This is a genomic window from Metabacillus sp. KUDC1714 (assembly GCF_014217835.1).
GTDB classification, from domain to species: domain Bacteria; phylum Bacillota; class Bacilli; order Bacillales; family Bacillaceae; genus Metabacillus; species Metabacillus rhizosphaerae.
The window spans coordinates 1,357,181-1,376,738 of sequence record NZ_CP055263.1; the positions used below are offsets into that span (position 1 = coordinate 1,357,181).

The 19,558-nt window shown below is 33.8% G+C and carries 15 protein-coding genes; 4 read left to right on the forward strand and 11 right to left on the reverse strand.

What is annotated here, in order from left to right; translation table 11 throughout:
* The first annotated feature begins 42 nt into the window (after positions 1 to 42).
* On the forward strand, positions 43 to 1,128 hold the full coding sequence (locus HUW50_RS06615) for a glycosyltransferase family 4 protein (RefSeq protein WP_066333196.1): 1,086 nt from the start codon (positions 43 to 45) through the stop codon (positions 1,126 to 1,128).
* A 74-nt stretch (positions 1,129 to 1,202) separates the two neighbouring features.
* Here the strand turns inward: HUW50_RS06615 and HUW50_RS06620 are convergent, their stop codons facing one another.
* The 3 genes from HUW50_RS06620 to HUW50_RS06630 are packed head-to-tail and all read right to left on the reverse strand — an operon-like array spanning position 1,203 to position 4,596.
* A complete protein-coding gene (locus HUW50_RS06620) occupies positions 1,203 to 2,342 on the reverse strand; it encodes a glycosyltransferase family 2 protein (protein WP_066333190.1) in 1,140 nt (379 codons plus the stop codon).
* 11 nt (positions 2,343 to 2,353) lie between these two features.
* The gene (locus HUW50_RS06625) at positions 2,354 to 3,265 is read right to left on the reverse strand and encodes an NAD-dependent epimerase/dehydratase family protein (protein ID WP_066333186.1); all 912 of its coding nucleotides are present in this window, start codon (positions 3,263 to 3,265) and stop codon (positions 2,354 to 2,356) included.
* Between the two features lie 23 nt (positions 3,266 to 3,288).
* Positions 3,289 to 4,596: a UDP-glucose dehydrogenase family protein gene (locus HUW50_RS06630; protein ID WP_066333184.1), complete on the reverse strand. Its 1,308-nt coding sequence runs from the start codon at positions 4,594 to 4,596 to the stop codon at positions 3,289 to 3,291.
* 152 nt (positions 4,597 to 4,748) lie between these two features.
* Between HUW50_RS06630 and HUW50_RS06635 the strand changes: the two genes are divergently transcribed.
* Entirely contained in the window at positions 4,749 to 5,543 is a 795-nt protein-coding gene (locus HUW50_RS06635; protein WP_066333182.1) for a glycosyltransferase family 2 protein, read from the forward strand.
* Between the two features lie 14 nt (positions 5,544 to 5,557).
* Positions 5,558 to 5,992 carry an HIT family protein gene (locus tag HUW50_RS06640; protein WP_066333173.1) on the forward strand — a complete coding sequence of 145 codons (435 nt, stop codon included), beginning with the start codon at positions 5,558 to 5,560 and terminating at the stop codon, positions 5,990 to 5,992.
* A 26-nt stretch (positions 5,993 to 6,018) separates the two neighbouring features.
* Here HUW50_RS06640 and kdsB read toward each other — a convergent pair whose 3' ends face one another.
* The 8 genes from kdsB to galU all read right to left on the reverse strand — a co-directional run bounded on the left by kdsB (position 6,019) and on the right by galU (position 16,709).
* Complete coding sequence (gene kdsB, locus HUW50_RS06645) at positions 6,019 to 6,744, reverse strand: 3-deoxy-manno-octulosonate cytidylyltransferase (protein WP_066333170.1); 726 nt, start codon at positions 6,742 to 6,744, stop codon at positions 6,019 to 6,021.
* An 18-nt stretch (positions 6,745 to 6,762) separates the two neighbouring features.
* Positions 6,763 to 8,727 (reverse strand): capsular polysaccharide biosynthesis protein, encoded by a 1,965-nt coding sequence (locus HUW50_RS06650; RefSeq protein WP_185653791.1) that lies wholly within the window; start codon positions 8,725 to 8,727, stop codon positions 6,763 to 6,765.
* A gap of 159 nt (positions 8,728 to 8,886) precedes the next feature.
* Entirely contained in the window at positions 8,887 to 9,879 is a 993-nt protein-coding gene (locus tag HUW50_RS06655; RefSeq protein WP_083964640.1) for a KpsF/GutQ family sugar-phosphate isomerase, read from the reverse strand.
* 73 nt (positions 9,880 to 9,952) lie between these two features.
* Entirely contained in the window at positions 9,953 to 10,696 is a 744-nt protein-coding gene (locus tag HUW50_RS06660; RefSeq protein ID WP_066333161.1) for a hypothetical protein, read from the reverse strand.
* A complete protein-coding gene (locus HUW50_RS06665) occupies positions 10,665 to 13,235 on the reverse strand; it encodes a glycosyltransferase (RefSeq protein WP_066333158.1) in 2,571 nt (856 codons plus the stop codon). Before HUW50_RS06665 ends, HUW50_RS06660 begins: the two co-directional genes overlap by 32 nt.
* 25 nt (positions 13,236 to 13,260) lie before the next feature.
* Positions 13,261 to 14,793 (reverse strand): ABC transporter ATP-binding protein, encoded by a 1,533-nt coding sequence (locus HUW50_RS06670; protein WP_066333156.1) that lies wholly within the window; start codon positions 14,791 to 14,793, stop codon positions 13,261 to 13,263.
* Between the two features lie 14 nt (positions 14,794 to 14,807).
* Positions 14,808 to 15,590 carry an ABC transporter permease gene (locus tag HUW50_RS06675; protein WP_066333152.1) on the reverse strand — a complete coding sequence of 261 codons (783 nt, stop codon included), beginning with the start codon at positions 15,588 to 15,590 and terminating at the stop codon, positions 14,808 to 14,810.
* Between the two features lie 234 nt (positions 15,591 to 15,824).
* Positions 15,825 to 16,709: a UTP--glucose-1-phosphate uridylyltransferase GalU gene (gene galU / locus HUW50_RS06680; protein ID WP_066333146.1), complete on the reverse strand. Its 885-nt coding sequence runs from the start codon at positions 16,707 to 16,709 to the stop codon at positions 15,825 to 15,827.
* Positions 16,710 to 16,958: 249 nt separating this feature from the next.
* Here galU and HUW50_RS06685 point away from each other — a divergent pair, with 249 nt between their 5' ends.
* A complete protein-coding gene (locus tag HUW50_RS06685) occupies positions 16,959 to 19,343 on the forward strand; it encodes an SH3 domain-containing protein (RefSeq protein WP_066333142.1) in 2,385 nt (794 codons plus the stop codon).
* The last annotated feature ends 215 nt before the right edge of the window (positions 19,344 to 19,558 follow it).

Here is a 19,558-nt window from a genome sequence, read left to right on the forward strand (position 1 = left end):
TGAGATGATTTAATAAACTACACCTTAAAAGAGGTGAACACAATGATAACAATATACCAACTATTTGGGTTTATACTTGCATTCACAGTTTCTTTAGTATCAACTCCATTTGTTATTAAATTTGCAAAAAGATTCGGTTTTGTCGATATACCTAATTATCGTAAAGTTCATAAAGCACCTAAACCTCTGATTGGTGGACTATCCATTGTCCTCGGGGCAACTGCTGGTATCCTATATCTAAAGCCTTTTTATAATTATCTAGTACCAGTTATGCTTGGAGGCTTTATTATACTAGTTATCGGTATGATAGATGATAAATATAATTTAACACCCAAATGGAAGGTTTTGGGCCAATTAATTGCGGCCATTATCGTCGTTTCAGCTGGGGTTAAGATTGACTTTTTCATAATCCCCTTTATAGGTGAAAAAATTGAACTTGGGGTATTTAGCTATATTATTGCTGTAATATGGATAATTGCAATAACAAATGCCATCAACTTAATCGACGGTCTTGATGGATTATCTGCAGGAATATCAGCTATTGCGCTATCATCGATACTTGTTCTTTCGATCTTGAATGGGCAAATGTTCGTTATATCTATAACTGTAATCCTAATTGGTAGTATTTTAGGCTTTTTACCGTATAACTTCCACCCTGCTAAAATTTTTCTCGGTGATACAGGCGCATTATTTCTTGGATATTGCATTGCCGTTATCTCAATATTAGGCTTATATAAAAGTGTGACAATCTTTAGTTTAGGTTTACCAATTATTGCTCTAGCAGTTCCAATTTTCGATACAATATTCGCCATTGTGAGAAGATTGCTTAATAAGCAAAGTATCTCATCACCAGATAAGGCTCACCTTCATCACAGATTATTAGCAATGGGCTTTAGTCATCGGGCAACAGTTATGATCATTTATGCAATTGGTGTATCCTTTGGATTATCGGCTATCCTCTTTACAAGAACGACACTTTGGTTATCCTTATTATTCATGGTAGCATTGTTGATATTGTTCCAGCTTCTAGCAGAATTAATTGGATTAATCGGAAACCACAAGCCATTGCTCACTGCTTTAGCTAAATTAATAAATAAAAGAGAGCCTCTTAAAAATAAAAATAATTAATACACACATAAAGTGAAGAGAAGCGATGGTTTCTCTTCACTTTTTATTTTGTTACACTATGGCCTTGTCCAACATTATCTAGAAGTAGGTTTCCAAACTGCTTGTCGTTTTCCTGTTAAAGCCCGATAAGTTCCTATTAGAGCTGCTAGGTTAACGATACAGAAATAGTATGGTATGTAAGTGACAAAACTTTTTATAAATTTCCCTACATAAGCTAATAAATAAAACAACACTTGAAGCCCAAACAATACCATATAAAAAGGCTGAGTGATCAGAGTGATATTTAGGATAAAAACAATGATCATATAGTATGGAACTAGATATCGTAATAATTTATGTGATAAATATTTAAAAAATAGTTCAAACCGTGTAAATGGGTTAAACAAACGTTTGTAAGAAAGAACTCCAGTGAAACTTCTAGTCACAATCCTCACTTTGCGGCCAAATTCCTCTACATTACTAGGTGATGTTTCTTCAACCGTTACCGCATCTCGGTCATAAATATATCGTTTACCTTGTCCAATAATGATGAGCGGATTTTGCATATCATCACCAACATTCGGATTCATAGGTTTGAATAATGACTTCCGAATACTATAGATTGATCCATTTCCCACAACACTTGTACCCGTTCTACTTTCTAATGTTTTTAACAATCTTTCGTATTTCCAATACACGCCTTCCGATTCACCAATAGCAGAATTCGTTGGATTAATCAATTTTAATTCCCCACAAACACCACCAATAGACTCATCAACATAGTATTTGACCAAATGATGGATTGCATCTTCCTTATACATGGAATTTGCATCTGAAAACACGAGAATATCACCATTAGCTAAATGGACACTTTTATTTAATGCTTCTGTCTTCCCTTTACGCCCATATACAATATTTAATTTTATAAAAGGATAATCCTCAGCAATTTCATTAACAAATTCATTTGTACGATCTGATGAATCATCTGATACGACAATAACTTGTAATTTGTCCTTTGGATACGATAAATCAATTGTGTTAAGGAGCTTATTCTTTATGACCTTTTCTTCATTATATGCCGCAATAAACATCGTTACCTTCGGTTGATATTCGTCATCAGTAATTGTTTTTGCTTGTTTTATTTTTGAAACCATCCATAATAAAGTAGGATAACCAAAATAAATATAAATAATTAGAAAGATAAAAAACCATAATAACACTTGTATTAATACCATAATGCACTTCCTTACTGAGATAAATAGTACTGATATGTCATGTTAATTCCTTCTAAAAGTTCGACTGATGGCTTCCAATCAACATGCTTCTTAAACTTATCATTTAGAAGAAAACTATGTTTTATATCCCCTTTGCGATCTGCCATAAAATTCACGGGAAACTGAGTGTGAATCGTTTCCTTTACGAGGTTAATAAGCTGAAGTAAATCAGTTTGTTTTCCAGTGCTAATGTTAAAAACATCGTTTAGAGGCTTTGCACTTGCTAACAGATTTGCACTTACTACATCAAAAACATGGATAAAATCCCTTGTTTGTTTACCATCACCATATAAATTAAAGGAATTCCCTTCAATTGCTGACTTCATTAATACAGATATTACTCCACCTTCACCTTTTGGATCTTGTCTCATTCCATACACATTTGCATAACGGAAAATCGTATAAGGGACTCTGTAGAGATTATGATAGAGTCTGATATATTGTTCAGGCGTATATTTGGATATTCCGTAATTAGATATTGGTGTAATTTCATGTTTTTCATCAATTCCTAAATAATTAGGTGTCCCATAAACAGCTGCAGATGATGGGTAAATCAGTGGTACACCTAATTCCTTGCATACTTCCAATACATTTATCGTTCCGATAATATTTATCTTCGCATCTAACCCAGGGTTTTTAATAGAAGATTGCACATCTATATTTGCAGCATGATGATTAATCAGATCAGGCTTTTCCTTGATAGCAATATCATAGAATTCCTGAGAACATATATCTACCTCATAGAATTTTACCATTGGATGAATATGTTCCTGTTTCCCAGTTATTAAGTTATCAACTACGACAACGTCATAACCTGCTTTTATATATTCTTCAGCTAGATTAGATCCTATAAAGCCAGCTCCGCCAGTTAGTAAAACTTTCATTTGAAAATCTCCTCTACATCCTATTAATTGAAAGAGACTGTTTTTCGACCGATTGAAGCGTAATAAAATCCCATTTGTTCCATATGTTCATTTGAAAAAATATTACGACCATCAATGATGATTTTTTGTTTGACTAACTTTGAAACTTCAGTCAAATCTATCTCTTTAAATTCCTTCCAATCTGTTAAGATCATGATTGCATCACTGTTAATAATTGCTTCTTGCATAGTATCTGCGATTTCTAAATTAGGAATAACTTTTTGGGCATTTTCATTTGCAACAGGGTCATATGCAACAACCTCTGCTCCTTCGTTTTGTAGAATTGGGATTACATCCACAGATGGAGCATCCCGCATATCATCTGTATTTGGTTTAAATGCCAAGCCAAGTACAGCAATCCTTTTTCCGTATAGTTCATTTTTTAATGCAACTTTTAATTTATCAATTACCTTGGAGCGTTGCTCTTTATTTACCTGCTCAACATCCTTAACAATTCTAAAATCATAACCTGCCTTTTCAGCTATCGCAACTAGTGCACTCGTATCCTTTGGAAAACAAGATCCTCCATACCCAATACCTGCTTGCAAAAAGGCATGTCCAATCCGTTTATCATACCCCATACCTTCAGCAACTTTTGTTACATCTGCCCCTAATAACTCGCAAACATTCGCAATTTCATTTATAAAACTAATTTTAGTAGCTAAAAATGCATTTGAGGCATATTTGATCATTTCTGCTGTTTCAATATTGGTAAGAACTATATTCGATGTCAAAGGTTTATGTAATCCAATAAGAAGCTCCGCTGCTTTTTCACTTTCAACACCTATAACTGCTCTTTCCATGTTTAATGTATCATAAATTGCCGAACCCTCTCTTAAAAACTCCGGGTTTGATGCTACATCAAATTCCACTTCTCCTGCATGACGTCTTATAATCTCTTTAACGATTTTTCCAGTTCCAACTGGCACTGTACTTTTTGTTATAATCACCTTATAGCTTTTTAAATGCTGCCCGATGGATTCCGCTACTTTTTCAATATATGTAAGATCTGCTTCACCATTTTGTTTTCTAGGTGTCCCTACCGCAATAATAACGATTTGTGCAGATTCCATTGCTTGCTTTAAATCTGTTGTAAAAAGCAAACGATTTTTATGAAGGTTTTTTTGAATGAGGTCCTCAATACCTGGCTCATAGATTGGAGATTTACCTTCTGTTAATTTTGCTATTTTTTGCTCATCTACATCTACACATGTAACATGATTACCTAACTCACTAAAACAAACACCTGATACTAAACCTACATATCCTGTTCCTACTACACAAATATTCATCAATTTATTTACTCCTTATATCTTTGTGTTGTAAATAAGAATTTTACTATTTCTTTATTGATTATGTTCAATAAAGTTTTATATCATAAATATAAACCAAAAATAAGATAATATATGTTAAGTTTTATTTAAATATGAAAAGGGAGCATTAGATGATAAGCATAATTATACCAACTCTTGGCGATCGCCCTGATGAACTTAGAAGACTTTTTGATAGCCTTAGTTCTCAAACCTATCAAAACTTCGAAGTCCTATTAGTCACTCAATTAAATCATGATTGTATTCAATTTTTACCACAATACGATATGAAAATAAAGCAAATTAAACTAAATAAAAAGGGACTCTCCTATTCAAGAAATGAAGGCTTAAAAGCTATAGCTGGATCGATCGTCACCTTTTCAGATGATGATTGCTGGTATCCTGAGGATTCACTTCAAAACGTGATCAATGCTTTTGAAAAGGATGACTCCCTAGATGTAGCCTGCTTTCAAATTTTTGATCCATTGCAGAAGGTTCATTATAAAAGTTATGAACAAAAAGCAAAAAGTCAGATTTCGAAGAAGGATATCCTTAGGAAGTCTTCTATTGAATTATTTGTAAGATTAAAAAATGTTACTTCAACTGAGCTAACATTTGATGAAAATTTTGGCCTTGGTACAAAGTATCCATCTGGTGAAGAAAATATATTTTTAAGTGATTTAATGAACAAAAAGCTTAAAATAAGCTATTTTCCACAAATCATTGTCTATCATAAAAAGCCTGAACAAACATCCCGCTTAACAACAGCACAAATGATTAGTAAAGGGCCATTATTTAAACGATTAACAAACACACCGATAGCATCAATATTACTCATTCTATTCTTTTTAAAAAAGGCAAAACATATTCAAGAGCCTTCGAAAACCTTTTTATCTACAGTAAAAGAGATGCTAAATTACAAAAAATAAGGAGAATCTAAATTATGCAATGTCCTATATGTGAAAAAAATAAGAAGCACAATCCTTCAGAAATTTACCGTAATCAGTTCATAGTGGTTTCACATGCACCACTAGATGCCAATCTTCTTGGTTATGTATATATTGAACCAGTAGAACATTTTGAAGACTGGTCGGACATCCCTTTAGAAGTATTAAGTGATGTTCAAAGTACTGTCAAAAAGATCGACCTTCTCTTAAGAAACGAACAGCTAGCCGAAAGAGTGTATTCAGTTACAATTAGTGAAATGGTGCGCCACATTCATTTTCATATTATCCCACGACATAAAGATAATAGCATGAAAGGAATTTCATTAATTGAAAAAGCTACACAACAATTATCAAACGAAAATGATGAATTGATCCAAGAAGAGCAATTTGAGAAATTTATTCTAAAGGCAAAACAATTCTTAGCTGGATAAACATTTTTAAAAGCACGATAATCAAATTATCGTGCTTTTAAATACTCCTCTACTTTGGCAATATCTTCTGGTACATCTACTCCAATTAACTCATTTGAAACTTCCGATACATAAATAGAATGACCATTTTCAATTGCTCTTAGCTGCTCTAATGATTCAGCCTTTTCAAGTATTGATTCTGGTAAGTTAATATAGTCAAACAGGAATGACTTTCGATATGCATAGACTCCGATATGCTTATAATAGTCTACTGCAATATTTTCCCGGTTATATGGAATCGTTGAACGTGAAAAATAGATCGAGTGATTATCTTTATTTGTAATCACTTTAACCACATTTGGATTCGCTACATCTTCAGGATTATTAATTTTTGTTTTTAAAGTTGCCATCTGTAATGTATCGTCTTTTAGAAATGGTTGTACTAAAGTTTCAATGAGATCTGCTGAGATAAGTGGTTCATCACCTTGAACGTTTACCACAATATCAGTTGATAGATCTCGTGCAACTTCAGCGATTCGATCTGTCCCTGTGGCATGTTCTTTAGATGTTAAGAAACAATTACCGTTAAAACCTTCTACAACGTTTTTGATCCTTTCATCATCTGTTGCAACGATTACTTCATCCACAAACGTTGAAGCAGAAACATTTTCATACACATGCTGAATCATTGGCTTATTAAGAATATTGGCAAGTGGTTTTCCTGGAAATCTAGTTGACCCATATCGAGCTGGAACAATAACTGTAACTTTCATAAATGTTATACCCCCATCTTAATGATTTTCTATCATTTCTTTTAGTAAAAAGCCTACTTTTTTTAACCGGTTTGGTATTTTGATATTAGCCTGCCTATTATCAAAATACATATTTCTCTTTTCAATGAGTTTGTCTATAACTGTATCACAGGAAACCCTTATTCCATTTTCCCAATCAAAGTACCTAGGATATACGAGTAAAGCTCCTGCAATAAGCTCATCAAGAGTTAGTGTACGTTTCCTTCTATCTATAGAATGGCGATCATGTGTCAGACCCCAGCCGGAATAAAATGGAGATCCATACGTATAAACTGTTTTATCACGAAGTAAAGCATCAAATCCTGTTAAGGATGTCATCGTATGTACTTCATCGGCATAATTAATACAACTAATGATGCTCGCTTCAATTTCAATATGATCACATGCATCTGTAATAAAATCTGAGGTTACCTCGCCTTGTCGATTCCTCGAAACAATGTCAGGGTGTGGTTTATAAATAATATAAGCATCTTGATTTTTTTCCCTAACACTATTTAACAGCTCGGTATTTGTTTTAATGTCCTTACATCCATAACGAATTGAGGCATCATCTTCTACTTGGCCAGGTACTAAAATCACCTTTTTCCCTTCGCTCGGAAGGTTTAGTGATTCAATTGGCTCAGAATTGTACTTTGTTAATTGATTTTCAACAATCTTCTTTCTGATGTTCATCGCATCTTCTAGCATATTTTCAGTAAAGAGTTGATGAGTCAGGATATGTTCCAATTCACTTACTTGCTGTGGATTATAGTATATCCCTTTATGATCTAACGCTAAGGACCAGGGAAGCGTCACGTTTGTCCCTAAGCCAACTGAACGAATAAAACCGTCTTCTATCCTCATAACCGGCTTATTCCATTTCTCAGCTAACTCTCTTACATCTGCTGGCTCTTTATGTCCCCACACCAAAAGTTCACTTTGCGTGTCAAACTTATTTTGAACTTCTTGTACAGTTTTCGGAAAATAAATTGTATTGTAAGGATTTTTAACAAACGGTCGTACAAACCCTCTTTTCCATGGCTGAATGCCAAAACAATAGATTTTTTTCTCTTTACTTTCCAACTGAGAATCCTTTTTATCTTCTATTATTTTGATAATCTCATTTAAATTAGTTGGCATTCCTGTTAATGGATTTATTTGCTTTTCATAAAAATAAAAAAAGATTGTAAAAAGCTCTAATATTGTTCTTTGCTTTGTTCTACGGCTATTTTTGATTTCATCCGTTGTAAGTCCCAAACCAGAATAAAATGGTAAACCAAAACAGTGAACTTCTCTATTTTGCAGCAATGCCATAAATCCAGTAATCGATTCAATGACAAACACCTTTTTTGCAGTATGTATGAGTTGATTTGCTTTATCCACGCTAGAAATAATTTCAACATTTTCGTTTTGGCAAAGTTTTTTCAAGTATCCTTCTTCATCAAAGGTAGATAATACTTTTATGTTATTTGTTGCATAAGTGTTCTTTGCCCTCTCTAGCATTTCCTTAAAAGTGTCTTCTTTCTTATTGTTTCTTTCTAATCTTTCATCTACTAATACTATGTTCTCACTAGTTAATGGAGCCTTCGTGATGTAGTCGAAAACCTCTTTTGCCTTCTTAAGTAAATTCGCATCGATATCAACCGAATTCAACAACTGTTCGAGTTGTGTAGTATCCTCACTATTTTTAATGGAGCCATTATTGTCAATAAGTAATGAATAGTCAAACTCAAATAGCTGTTTATCATCAATTAATTGACTAGACAACCCATTTTCTATCGTATAATATGGTAGATTCTTTTTTCTAGCTAGTTTTTTCCCCTGCTGGATGTAAGTTTCATTACCATAAGCTGTTATACCCGTTAATTTATCCACGTATTTTGCAGGTAGATATGTAATTCTTTCTTGAAAGAATGAATCCATAAAGGGCATTCGCTGACCTTTGGGACAAAAAACTCCAATCATATTTTTAACTCCTTAAAATCAATTCAACCATAGAAAATAAAGCTATATCATTCTAAAGTGAAAGGAAGTTTATTAAATACTATTCTTAGCTATTTCCTTCATACAAAAGAAGTCCTCTTTCTTGAGTAAAACAATAATCAAGATCTGAGGACATTCAAATTATCCTAATTTTAATATATCATGTAAGCGCAGCATGCCTATATATTCATGACCATCCAATACAGGAATAACTGAAATTTCTCGCTGTTTCTTTTCCATAACCTGAATAGCCTGACCGGCTGTTAGCCCTTTATTAATAACAATTGGATTTTTAGTCATAATTTGTGTTGCTTGCAATTGGAAAGATTGTTCACCATGCTTTTCAATCGATCTTCTTAAATCTCCGTCTGTTATGACTCCTATCATTTTTTTATTAGAGTCTAAAACAACTGTGCCACCTAGAGGTCTTTTTGTTAATTCCATAACGATTTCTTGGAAGTGATCATCATCAGAAACAAATGTATATGAATCAGCTGCTAGCAAATCTTCTACATTCAAGGTTAGACGTTTCCCTAAGCTTCCACCAGGATGATAAAGAGCAAAATCGTTGGAAGTGAATCCCTTTTGCTCAGATACAACTAGTGCTAGTGCATCACCTAACGCTAGGGTAACAGTCGTACTTGTAGTTGGCGCTAAATTCATATGGCATGCTTCTTTTTCAATCGTAAATTTCAACACAATATCTGCATGTTTTCCCATAGTAGAATTTTCATTAGAGGTTATCGCAATCATCTTCGGTTCAATCTTTTTAAGAGTTGGGAGAATATCTGAGATCTCTTGAGATTCACCACTTTTACTAATTGCCAGTACGATATCGTTCTTTTGAACAATTCCAAGGTCACCATGCAAGCCTTCTGCAGGGCTCATGTAAACAGCTGGAATTCCCAAGCTAGACATGGTCGATGATATTTTTCTACCAATCCAGCCTGATTTGCCGATCCCAGTTACAACGATCTTCCCTTTACAAGCTGTGATCATTTCAACAGCAAGATAAAAATTTTCTCCTAGCTCTAATTCTGAATTTAAAATCGCTTGTGCTTCCTGATGTAAAATCGCCTTACCTTTAGAAATAATTTGATCATATTTAGTGGATACTGAGTTTGGTGATGACATATGTTTACACTCCTTTATCTCTTAAGAAATGGGGTGAATCTGATCTGACATCATTCAACAATTCGCTCTGTTATTAGCCTATCCCACCTTTGACTACTTGATCACTTCTTATTGAAAAAAGGTGAAGGATTTGTAATACCAATTCTTTAGTCATAAAGTCTGAAGTATGATCTTCTTTTGGAAAACAATCAAACATATATAATCCGTTTTTACATTCAAGTGAATTTTTCAAGCTTTCAGCAGCTGCTAGGTCTGCGGGATATGTCCCGTATTGAATATAAAGACTTGGCAGTAAATCATATGTAGCAATCAATGAACCTAAATTAGGTAACGGGCCTACTTCAAGTAGAACTTGTTTCCACTTTTGCCAACCATACTGATGAATAACCTCTTCATTAGCTTGTGGGACTACCGCTATTGCACCTTTTAAATTCAGCTTTACCGCATAATAAATAGCCGCATATCCCCCCATTGAGGAACCAATCGTGTAAATTTCTTTTGTACGTTGTAGTTCACTAACAAGCTTGATTAACTCAATCGTTTGCTTTTCAACAAAGTAGTTATCTTCATATCCTAGATAATATAAGCCACCTTTTTGTGCACCGTTATTATCTGAGATAAACAGAAAATTAATATCCCACTCTTCTGTTTCTTCCCAAAACATTCGAATTCTCTCATAAATATGTGGACCAAGTGTGGTAAAGCAAACAAGCATCTTATCACTTTTAGAAGGGTATAGCACATACTTGATCTTATTATCTCCAATATGTGCAGTTCTTTCGTATTTAGCTAATACCTTTTCTGCGTTGAATTTCAAGCTCATCACCTTCATTTTGTTTATAAGCTAACATTTCTTCATACGCATCTATATAATCCTTAATAATATTTTCCCATGATTTTAAATTTTTAGATTCTACGGCATGTAACCCCATTTGTTTCAACAATTCTGGATTATGAATAAATTGTTCAATTCGGTTAACAAATGCTTCATCTTCATCATAATCAACGATATAGCCATTCTGTCCATTTGTTACCATATCTGGTACAAAACCACATGGAGTTGATACTACAGGTAGCCCAGTTGCCAACGCCTCAGGTAATGACGCCGGTCCACCTTCAGCCTTTGATGTAATTAAAAATAAATCCATTTGATCATATAAACGAGGAAACTCACTATAGGCTATTTTTTCATATACCTCTGACTCAACTCCAAGTGATTCGCAAAATTCATGCTCTTTACTCCGATCTTGTCCTATAAATATGAACTTAACAGGCTGATCTTTTAAGCCCTCGATAATTTTATAAAGCGTCTCTTCTCCTTTTATTAACCGAGGATATCGACGACTAGAAAAACCAATCACTAGCTTATTGTTGGCATTGATCTGTTCTTTATATGTTTTCTTAGGTGTAAAGCTTGTATCAAATCCATGTGGAATAACCTTAATCGGTTTTGTTTGACCAATGTATTCTGTGATTCTTTGCTTCTGTTGTTCATTTAAACATAGGATCATATCACTTCGTTTATAGCTATCAATAAAATGTCTTAAGCTAAGACCCTCTGAATCACGATCAAAGTCATGATGTACGGTTACAATTCCAGGATGTTTAATATCCGTTTTACTAGCATTTGGTCTCCAGTAATGATAAATATCCGCATTTTTCAATGATTTTTCTGTCACAATCATTAAATAGTCGTCCTTTAATTCATTACGAAACCTTGCTAACATATCCTCAAAGATTTTACTATATGTTGCTTGTCCCATAACCATGTTGACGATTTTTTTCGAAGTCATTCTTGCCTGAAGAATACTAAAATACAAACTAGCCCGATATTTTAGCGCTAGAGTTGCCTTCTTAGGTTCCTTATAAGCTTTTCTAGCAATTGATTTTACACGTCTTAGTTTCAACTTGTACTTTTTGAATTTTTTGTTTATCCGACGTAGGAGGCCCACTTCTTTATTTTTATTGAACGCAGTCGTTTCATAAAACTTCTTTTCAAAATTTATGTCCTCATCCGTTCTTTTAAAACAATGATTATGTAGTAAATGATAGATAAATTTCCTAACTTCTTTTATTTCAATTTCTTCAAGACGAGGTTCAGCTAATGCTATGTCAATTGCAAGCGGTAAAAATTCTGGTTGTGTTACGTCCACCGTCCAGCCTTTATTACCATAAAAAGCATTTCCTACCTGAACAACTCTTTTTCCCATATAAAGCATCTCTAAACCTGCTTGGCTACAAGATGTTAGACCAATTTCCGAGAATTCTATGAGGGAATCAATATTTACATCATAGTCAACTGTATAATTTGTAATGGAAAGGTCAGCTAATTTTTTCTCTAAAACGCGCTTAGATAATTCAGTTGTACTGTTTTGTTTATGGTTTTCCCACGGGTGAAGCTTAATAAACAGATGACAATCTTCTTTATCCGCAATTGTTTTAATAACATCCACATAAAAGTCTATTGAAGAATCATAATTTTTCAAATCTCTCGTAATTGAAAAATCATTTAATACTTGACCTATGAGTAAGATTAACTTTTTATTAGGATCTATATTATAACGCTGATATAACTCTGCTTTCGTTAGTTTATTAGGCTGGACAACATTTAGGTTTAAGCGATTCGCCATGACATTTTCTAGCCATTCAGCTTGTTTGTCAAGAAAATCTAACCCTTGTAATCGAACCCATTTTGAATGATCTGCAAAGCGATGGTTGTTTGTAATCATTCCTGAGCCACTATCCGCATAGTGGAAATCCTTAATAAATGAACCTTCAAATGAAAGCACATTTGTATTGTTCCATTGTGCAACTAATGTTGCTGCTCTAGAATAGATTGTCGTACCGCCGAACACACATACATTGTTTATTTTGAATTTCTTAAATGTTGCTGCCCAGTAATCAATCCAAAACGCACCTATAGCAAAATTATAGAAAACCAAATTTTGAAAGGTCTCATCTTCTAGTTTTGAGGTTCTAAGCCATTGTAATAAATCATCTGAATCAGATTGTGGATTAGTAATTTCATCCGCTATGTAATGTTGATAGATTCTTGGTGTTAAATAAGCATACATCTCAGCATGGATTACGTCCCATAGATTATAGCCTTTATAGCTAACTTGCTTCAGCTCTGAAAGAGGTTTTTCATTAAGACCTTTAAATACCTCTTCATATTTTGAGAAATTTGGAAGTCCACTGATCTTCCTTAGTTCATATTTCCCAAAACTTTTCTTTAAAGATGGATATGCGTTGTTATACTTAAAGGTGAAATTATCCTCCACAAACGAAATAAAGTTATCAAAATTTCGTTTGTGGAAGTTAATTTGATCAACAAAGTAAAAATCAATTTTTTTCATAACTAGGTTTGCACTCCTTTGTGTGTCAATCCCATGAATGTTTTAGAAAAACTAGGCCGGTTTTCTCTTTTCTATCATTTATGGAGCATTGTAATACATTTTGTTCTTTTTTTATTGTTCGTTTATCTTTGTTTAATGTAATAATATCAAAAGTATAGTTTCCATTACCTAGAAAAGATTTACGTATCGTTAACACGCCCGTTTTACCATAGTCAATTGGTACTGTGAAATGTGTAATTGGTACATGTAATGACTTATTGATTATTTTATGGAATGTTACAATCCCATACTTTACTTCTTCGTTTGGGAAGCATAACTTTACTTCCATCTCATCTTCATTCACATCATTGAGAGACCATATTTGTTCAGACGTTTCATCAATAGATGAAACAGAATGAGGAACTTCGATAAACCCTCTCATTTTGAAATCAGGCTTGTGGTTGATCACTGAAAAACTCATCACATCATTCTTCACTTCAACAATATCGTTAGCTCCATTTAATATGGTTACATCGATATTATACTTACCATTATATAAAGGTAGTTCCTTTATTCTAAGTATCGTATCTAAAACACCTGGCTCTTCTGGTTTGATAACAAACTCTGAAATTGTATCTGTAAAGGTCGAAATCTCATCCGCCTTTATTTTCACTTTAATAACAGGGTTTTTCGTTTTCGGATGAATATTCACTTTTAATTTTACTGATAGATCGTTTCCATAACTTATAATAGACGTTTCTTCTTCTTTATCGTTTAATAGAATGCCTTCCACTAGATGTGTTCGATAATTCTGAAGCCTTGTATTAAAACTGGATTGCGTAGCATTTGACAGTTCTTGATATACTTTAATTGCATCCTCTGTCTCACCAGTAAATATTAACTTTCCACGATTTAAAACAATGCATTTATCACAGATTCTCTTTATTTGTCCAATATCATGTGAGACAAAGACAATTGTTTTATCAGCAAGAAAGCTCTCCATCATTTGCAAGGCTTTTTTTCTAAAAGAACTATCTCCTACTGCTAATACTTCATCTAATAAGACGATATCCGTTTCAATAGTAATAGCAACTGCAAATCCTAAACGAACTTTCATTCCAGAGGAATAACTTTTTAAAGGCATATCGATAAAGTCTGCTAAACCGGAAAATTCGATAATTTGAGGAAAACGATCTTCAATCTCCTGCTTAGAAAGACCTAAAATTGCTCCGTTAATATAAACATTTTCTCTTCCTGTCATTTCTGGGTGAAATCCAGCTCCTAATTCAATTAAACCACCAATAGTACCATTTATATTAATGTCACCTTCAGTTGGTACAGTAACACCTGATAATAACTTTAACAGTGTACTTTTCCCTGAACCATTGGAGCCGATAATTCCAATTGCTTCTCCCTTATTGACAGAGAATGAAATGTCTCTTAGTGCCCAAAAGTCATTATCCCCGCGATAATTCTGTGTTACCTTTGTAACCACGTCCTTGAGACGAGTTAATTTTGCTGTTCTAGAATATTTTTTCCCTACTTGAGAAAATTCAATAGCGATATCTGTTGAATTCATGTTAACCACCATTCTTATAAAACATCAGCAAATTTTTTCTCTAACTTATTAAAGACGATAAAGCCAATAATAAATATAACAATTGAAAATCCCACAGTATATGCTAAAGGGATCCATTCTGGCATTTGTTGATGTAATAATACTTTTCTATAAGCGTCCAATATACCTGTCATCGGATTTAGTATGAGCCATTTTCGATACTCTTCTCCAATTAGTTCGTAAGAATAAATGACTGGAGATAAATAGAACCATAGACGAGTGACTATAGGTGTCGCAAGTCCAATATCACGCACATATACATTTAATGATGATAAAAGCATCATAAAACCCATGATTAAGAAACTCTGTAAGAGAAATAACGGAACAATTAATAACATTGTCCAGCTTAATGTCACTTGGAAGTAGATAAAAATAATAACAAGACTTATCAACGAATAAAAGTAGTTAATTGACTCAGTTATCATTCGATTTACTACTAAAGAAAGCCGATAAAATGCTCTCTGTTTGATTAATCCTGTTTGCCCAACAATGACACTTGGTGCTGCACTAACAGCATTTGTGAAAAAATTCCAAGGTAGTAATGCCGTTAAGAAAAATAACGGGTAAGGTACTCCCTCACTCGGTAAACGAGCAAATTTAGAAAATACGACTGTTAAAATCAACATAAACATGAAAGGTTGAATAACAATCCACAGCTTACCTAAAAATGATTGTTTATATTTTGCATTTAGTTCTCTCTGCGCAAGAGCTAAAATAAAACCTTTATGCTCTCGTAATTGTTTTATACTCTCAACCATAATCTCTACTCCTAACAATATGTGTTTGAAACACTATTATCTATTATACATAACGATCAAAATAATTCTATAATAGGTAAGGTTACAATTTTGTTACTAAACTAAAGTACAAAGTTATCAAAAAAGTCTCATCTATACAAGTATGGACTTCTTTGACATAAAAAAGTCTAGTTCAAGTAAAATTCACATGAAAAAGAGGCTGACTAGAAAGCAATGTCAAACCTCTCCATAAAATTAGCTGTTATTAACTTCATCTAACTCCATTATATAACGAATAAGATCTTCTCTTAATTCTGGTCGTTGCAAACCAAAGTCTAAAGTTGCTTTAATGAATCCTAGTTTATCACCTACATCGTATCGTTTTCCTGAAAATTCATAAGCAAGAACTTCATTTGTTGTTAATAATGTATTTAAACTATCAGTAAGTTGAATCTCTCCACCTGAACCTGGTGGTTGATTTTCAAGTATATCTAAGATGGTTGGTGTTAATATATATCTTCCCATAATCGCTATATCTGAAGGTGCTTCAAGTGGGTTTGGCTTTTCTACAAAAGAATTCACACGATAAATGGAATTATCCATTTTCTCTTTATAACCAATGATTCCATATTTTGAAACATCTTTATGTATTACCTTTTGAACACCTACTACTGAAGATCCACTATCAGAATGAACATCAATTAACTGTTGTAAGCATGGCTTATCCACGGATTGTACGACATCATCTCCGAGCATAACTGCAAATGGGTCATCTCCAATGAATCTTCTTGCGCAATATATTGCATGACCTAAACCTTTAGGCTCTTTTTGTCTTATATAATGAATGTTAGCTAATTCTGAAATCGATCTGACCTGTTCAAGAAGCTCCCACTTTTCTTTCTGAGCAAGATTTTCTTCAAGCTCATATGATTTATCAAAATGATCTTCAATTGCACGTTTTCCTCTGCCAGTAACAATTAAGATATCCTCGATACCAGATTGAACAGCTTCTTCTATTATATATTGAATCGTTGGCTTATCTACAATAGGTAACATTTCTTTCGGCTGTGCCTTTGTTGCAGGTAAAAATCTCGTTCCTAATCCCGCTGCTGGAATTACTGCTTTTTTTACTCTCTGCATAAAGATCCTCCTACTGTTTTATTACATACCTATTAAAGTATAGCTTAAAAATATTGTTCATTACATATCGTTTTAAGTAAAACAGGACAAAAGATCTAACTTACTGCAATAATTTTTAATAATTGTAATCTAAATGTCATTTTTTGTAGATTTCTCTCCTGCTTTTCTAGTATACTACTACAAGTAAAATATTAATTTCGTAGAATTCAATTCTACTTTTTATATGAATGATTAAATGGAGGAGATAAATTGAAGAAAGCCAGAAATCTTGCAGTGGCATCTACACTTTTATTAAGCGGACTTTCTGCTAATCACGTTTTCGCAATGGATTATCAAACATCAGAAGTAGAAGTGTCAGCATATGTTACTCAAGACACCTTAACAGTACGTAAGAGTCCAGGAATGCTAGAAGAAAAAATAGGTATTTTAGCCGATGGTACCAAATTTGACGTTATTCAAGTTGAAGGTAATTGGTCTTTAGTAGAATCAGTAGATCTAAAGGGATGGGTTGCAAATAAAGAACTGCAGGCTTCAGATCTTCTAAAAAAATATTCTCCAAAACAACAAGTGGCAGCTGTAACAATTAATGGTGTGATGTACGGTGTAACGACATCATCGAACACCATTATTAAAAACGGATTTATGCCTCACAATAAAGTTTTAGACACTCTTAATGCGAATCTGCCCTTAACTGTTTTAGAGGTTAAAAATGGGTACTATCGCGTAATCGCTCCTCATATAAGAGGATGGATGCCTGTCTCAGATGTGAAATTACGTACAAGTGCAGTTCCATATACTGAGCATCAAGCTGTAGCAGACAAAAATGGAGTCATTGTTCGAAACGGATATATGCCACATAATCATCAGGTTGGAACATTAAATCTAAACGTGCATGTAAGAATCATCGACTTAAAAAATGGATTCTATCGAGTTGTTGGCGAAAACACACGCGGCTGGGTTCATAAGAGCGACTTACAGTTGATGCCAACAGGAGTCTATTATGGTGTGACGACAAATAGTAATACAGCAGTAAAAAATGGGTATTCTGATAGTAACAAAACAATTTCAACTCTAGATCAAAATGAACCACTTACTGTTCTAGAAACAAAAAATGGGTACCATCGAGTTATTGCTCCATATACAAGAGGTTGGATCAAAACAACATCTGTGAATATTCAAAATGAAGCAGTACCGTATGATAAACAAACTGGGGCTTCAATTGCAGGTAATGTTTCAGTCCTCAATGGATACATGCCTCATAATCATAAAGTTGGAACATTACAGGATAATCAAGCAGTTGAAATAATTGATATAAAAAATGGATATTACCGTGTCGTTGCTAATAATACAAGAGGATGGGTTTCCTATCGTTCAATCGAAATAACAAATGGGTCAACACCACCTCCTACAGAAGAACCTAATGAATCAGAAAATCCTGTTTCAGAGGATCCAGTATCAAAAGATGGAATCATTACTGCTTCTACATTAAATATACGTTCAGGACCAAGCACTAGTTATGGCAGTGTTGGATCATTAAGTTTTAATTCAGATGTAAAAATTATCGATGAAAAAGACGGATGGTACAAAATCCAAAGCGGCAATATTACAGGCTGGTCAGCTGGAAGCTACATTGAAATCATTCCATTAAAAGCTGATACGTATCAATATATTAATCTTAGAAAACCATCAAATGTAACTGCTGAGCAAATCAATAGCTATATAGCTAACTTCGAAAAGGCGAATAATAAGAAAAGTGTTTTTTCTGGTAAGGGTCAAACATTCATAAATGTTGCTAGAAAATATGGTGTTAATGAATTATTTTTCGCAGCCTTTGCAATCCATGAATCTGCTTACGGCACATCTATAATTGCAAAGTCGAAAAATAACCTTTTTGGATTAGGAGCTTATGATAGTGCTCCATATGATTCCGCTTATTACTTTAACAGTGTCGAAGATAATATTAATTATGAAGCTGCTTATATTCGTCACAAATACTTATCACCTGGGTATTTTCAATTTAACGGTGCCTACTTAGGTGATAAAACTGGCGGTTTGAATGTAAAATATGCAAGTGACACAGCATGGGGAAGTAAAATTGCAAGTCATATGCAAAAGATCTTAGCGTATAATCCAAATGATTATGAGAATGTTACTGCTTTTGAAGTAGGCACACCAACCTACTCACTTCCAGATCATACTGATAGTTTCCCTAATGGTGTTTTTGCTAAAGCAAATTCTGATCTTACATTGTATTTAAGCAAAAATGGTGGAAAATCCGAAATAAAAATACCAATGGGTGAGCTTTTTGCAGTCACTGCCAAAACAAATGATTATTGGATTCAACTTCGATATAATGGCAATACGTACTGGACTACCTTTAACTTCTCAACATATAAAGATTACATTAGTATAAATAATCTTATTAGAATACAGGTTGATGAAACTTTAAATGTTCGACAAAGCCCTACAACTAGCAGTGATAAAATTTCAACATTAAATAACTATACACATGTTGAGGGCATTGTAGATGAGAATAAGAATATAGTAACAAGTGGAAGCTGGTATCAGGTTAGAACCCCAGATGGCAAAATAGGCTGGGTAAGTAATACCTATGCAAAACGAGTATATCCTTAATACAAAAATGCTGTTTTCGCAAACTTTGTTGCTTTTAAAATAGTATTGGGTTGGTTGATTGGCGCTCCAGGATGCTCGCTTTCCGTGGGGCGGGCGATGAGCATCCTCAGCGCGAAGCGCCTGCGGGGTCTCATCTGTCCCGCTACTCCCACAGGAGTCTCGCACCTTCCGCACCAATCACCCTAATCAATTTTGTTCAAAAACAACAATCTTTT

Excerpts from the sequence above, each read along its gene's own strand:
- HUW50_RS06615 (WP_066333196.1), top strand. The coding sequence starts at position 43 with ATGATAACAATATACCAACTATTTGGGTTTATACTTGCATTCACAGTT.
- HUW50_RS06620 (WP_066333190.1), bottom strand. The coding sequence starts at position 2,342 with ATGGTATTAATACAAGTGTTATTATGGTTTTTTATCTTTCTAATTATT.
- HUW50_RS06625 (WP_066333186.1), bottom strand. The coding sequence starts at position 3,265 with ATGAAAGTTTTACTAACTGGCGGAGCTGGCTTTATAGGATCTAATCTA.
- HUW50_RS06630 (WP_066333184.1), bottom strand. The coding sequence starts at position 4,596 with ATGAATATTTGTGTAGTAGGAACAGGATATGTAGGTTTAGTATCAGGT.
- HUW50_RS06635 (WP_066333182.1), top strand. The coding sequence starts at position 4,749 with ATGATAAGCATAATTATACCAACTCTTGGCGATCGCCCTGATGAACTT.
- HUW50_RS06640 (WP_066333173.1), top strand. The coding sequence starts at position 5,558 with ATGCAATGTCCTATATGTGAAAAAAATAAGAAGCACAATCCTTCAGAA.
- kdsB (WP_066333170.1), bottom strand. The coding sequence starts at position 6,744 with ATGAAAGTTACAGTTATTGTTCCAGCTCGATATGGGTCAACTAGATTT.
- HUW50_RS06650 (WP_185653791.1), bottom strand. The coding sequence starts at position 8,727 with ATGATTGGAGTTTTTTGTCCCAAAGGTCAGCGAATGCCCTTTATGGAT.
- HUW50_RS06655 (WP_083964640.1), bottom strand. The coding sequence starts at position 9,879 with ATGTCATCACCAAACTCAGTATCCACTAAATATGATCAAATTATTTCT.
- HUW50_RS06665 (WP_066333158.1), bottom strand. The coding sequence starts at position 13,235 with ATGAAAAAAATTGATTTTTACTTTGTTGATCAAATTAACTTCCACAAA.
- HUW50_RS06670 (WP_066333156.1), bottom strand. The coding sequence starts at position 14,793 with ATGAATTCAACAGATATCGCTATTGAATTTTCTCAAGTAGGGAAAAAA.
- HUW50_RS06675 (WP_066333152.1), bottom strand. The coding sequence starts at position 15,590 with ATGGTTGAGAGTATAAAACAATTACGAGAGCATAAAGGTTTTATTTTA.
- galU (WP_066333146.1), bottom strand. The coding sequence starts at position 16,709 with ATGCAGAGAGTAAAAAAAGCAGTAATTCCAGCAGCGGGATTAGGAACG.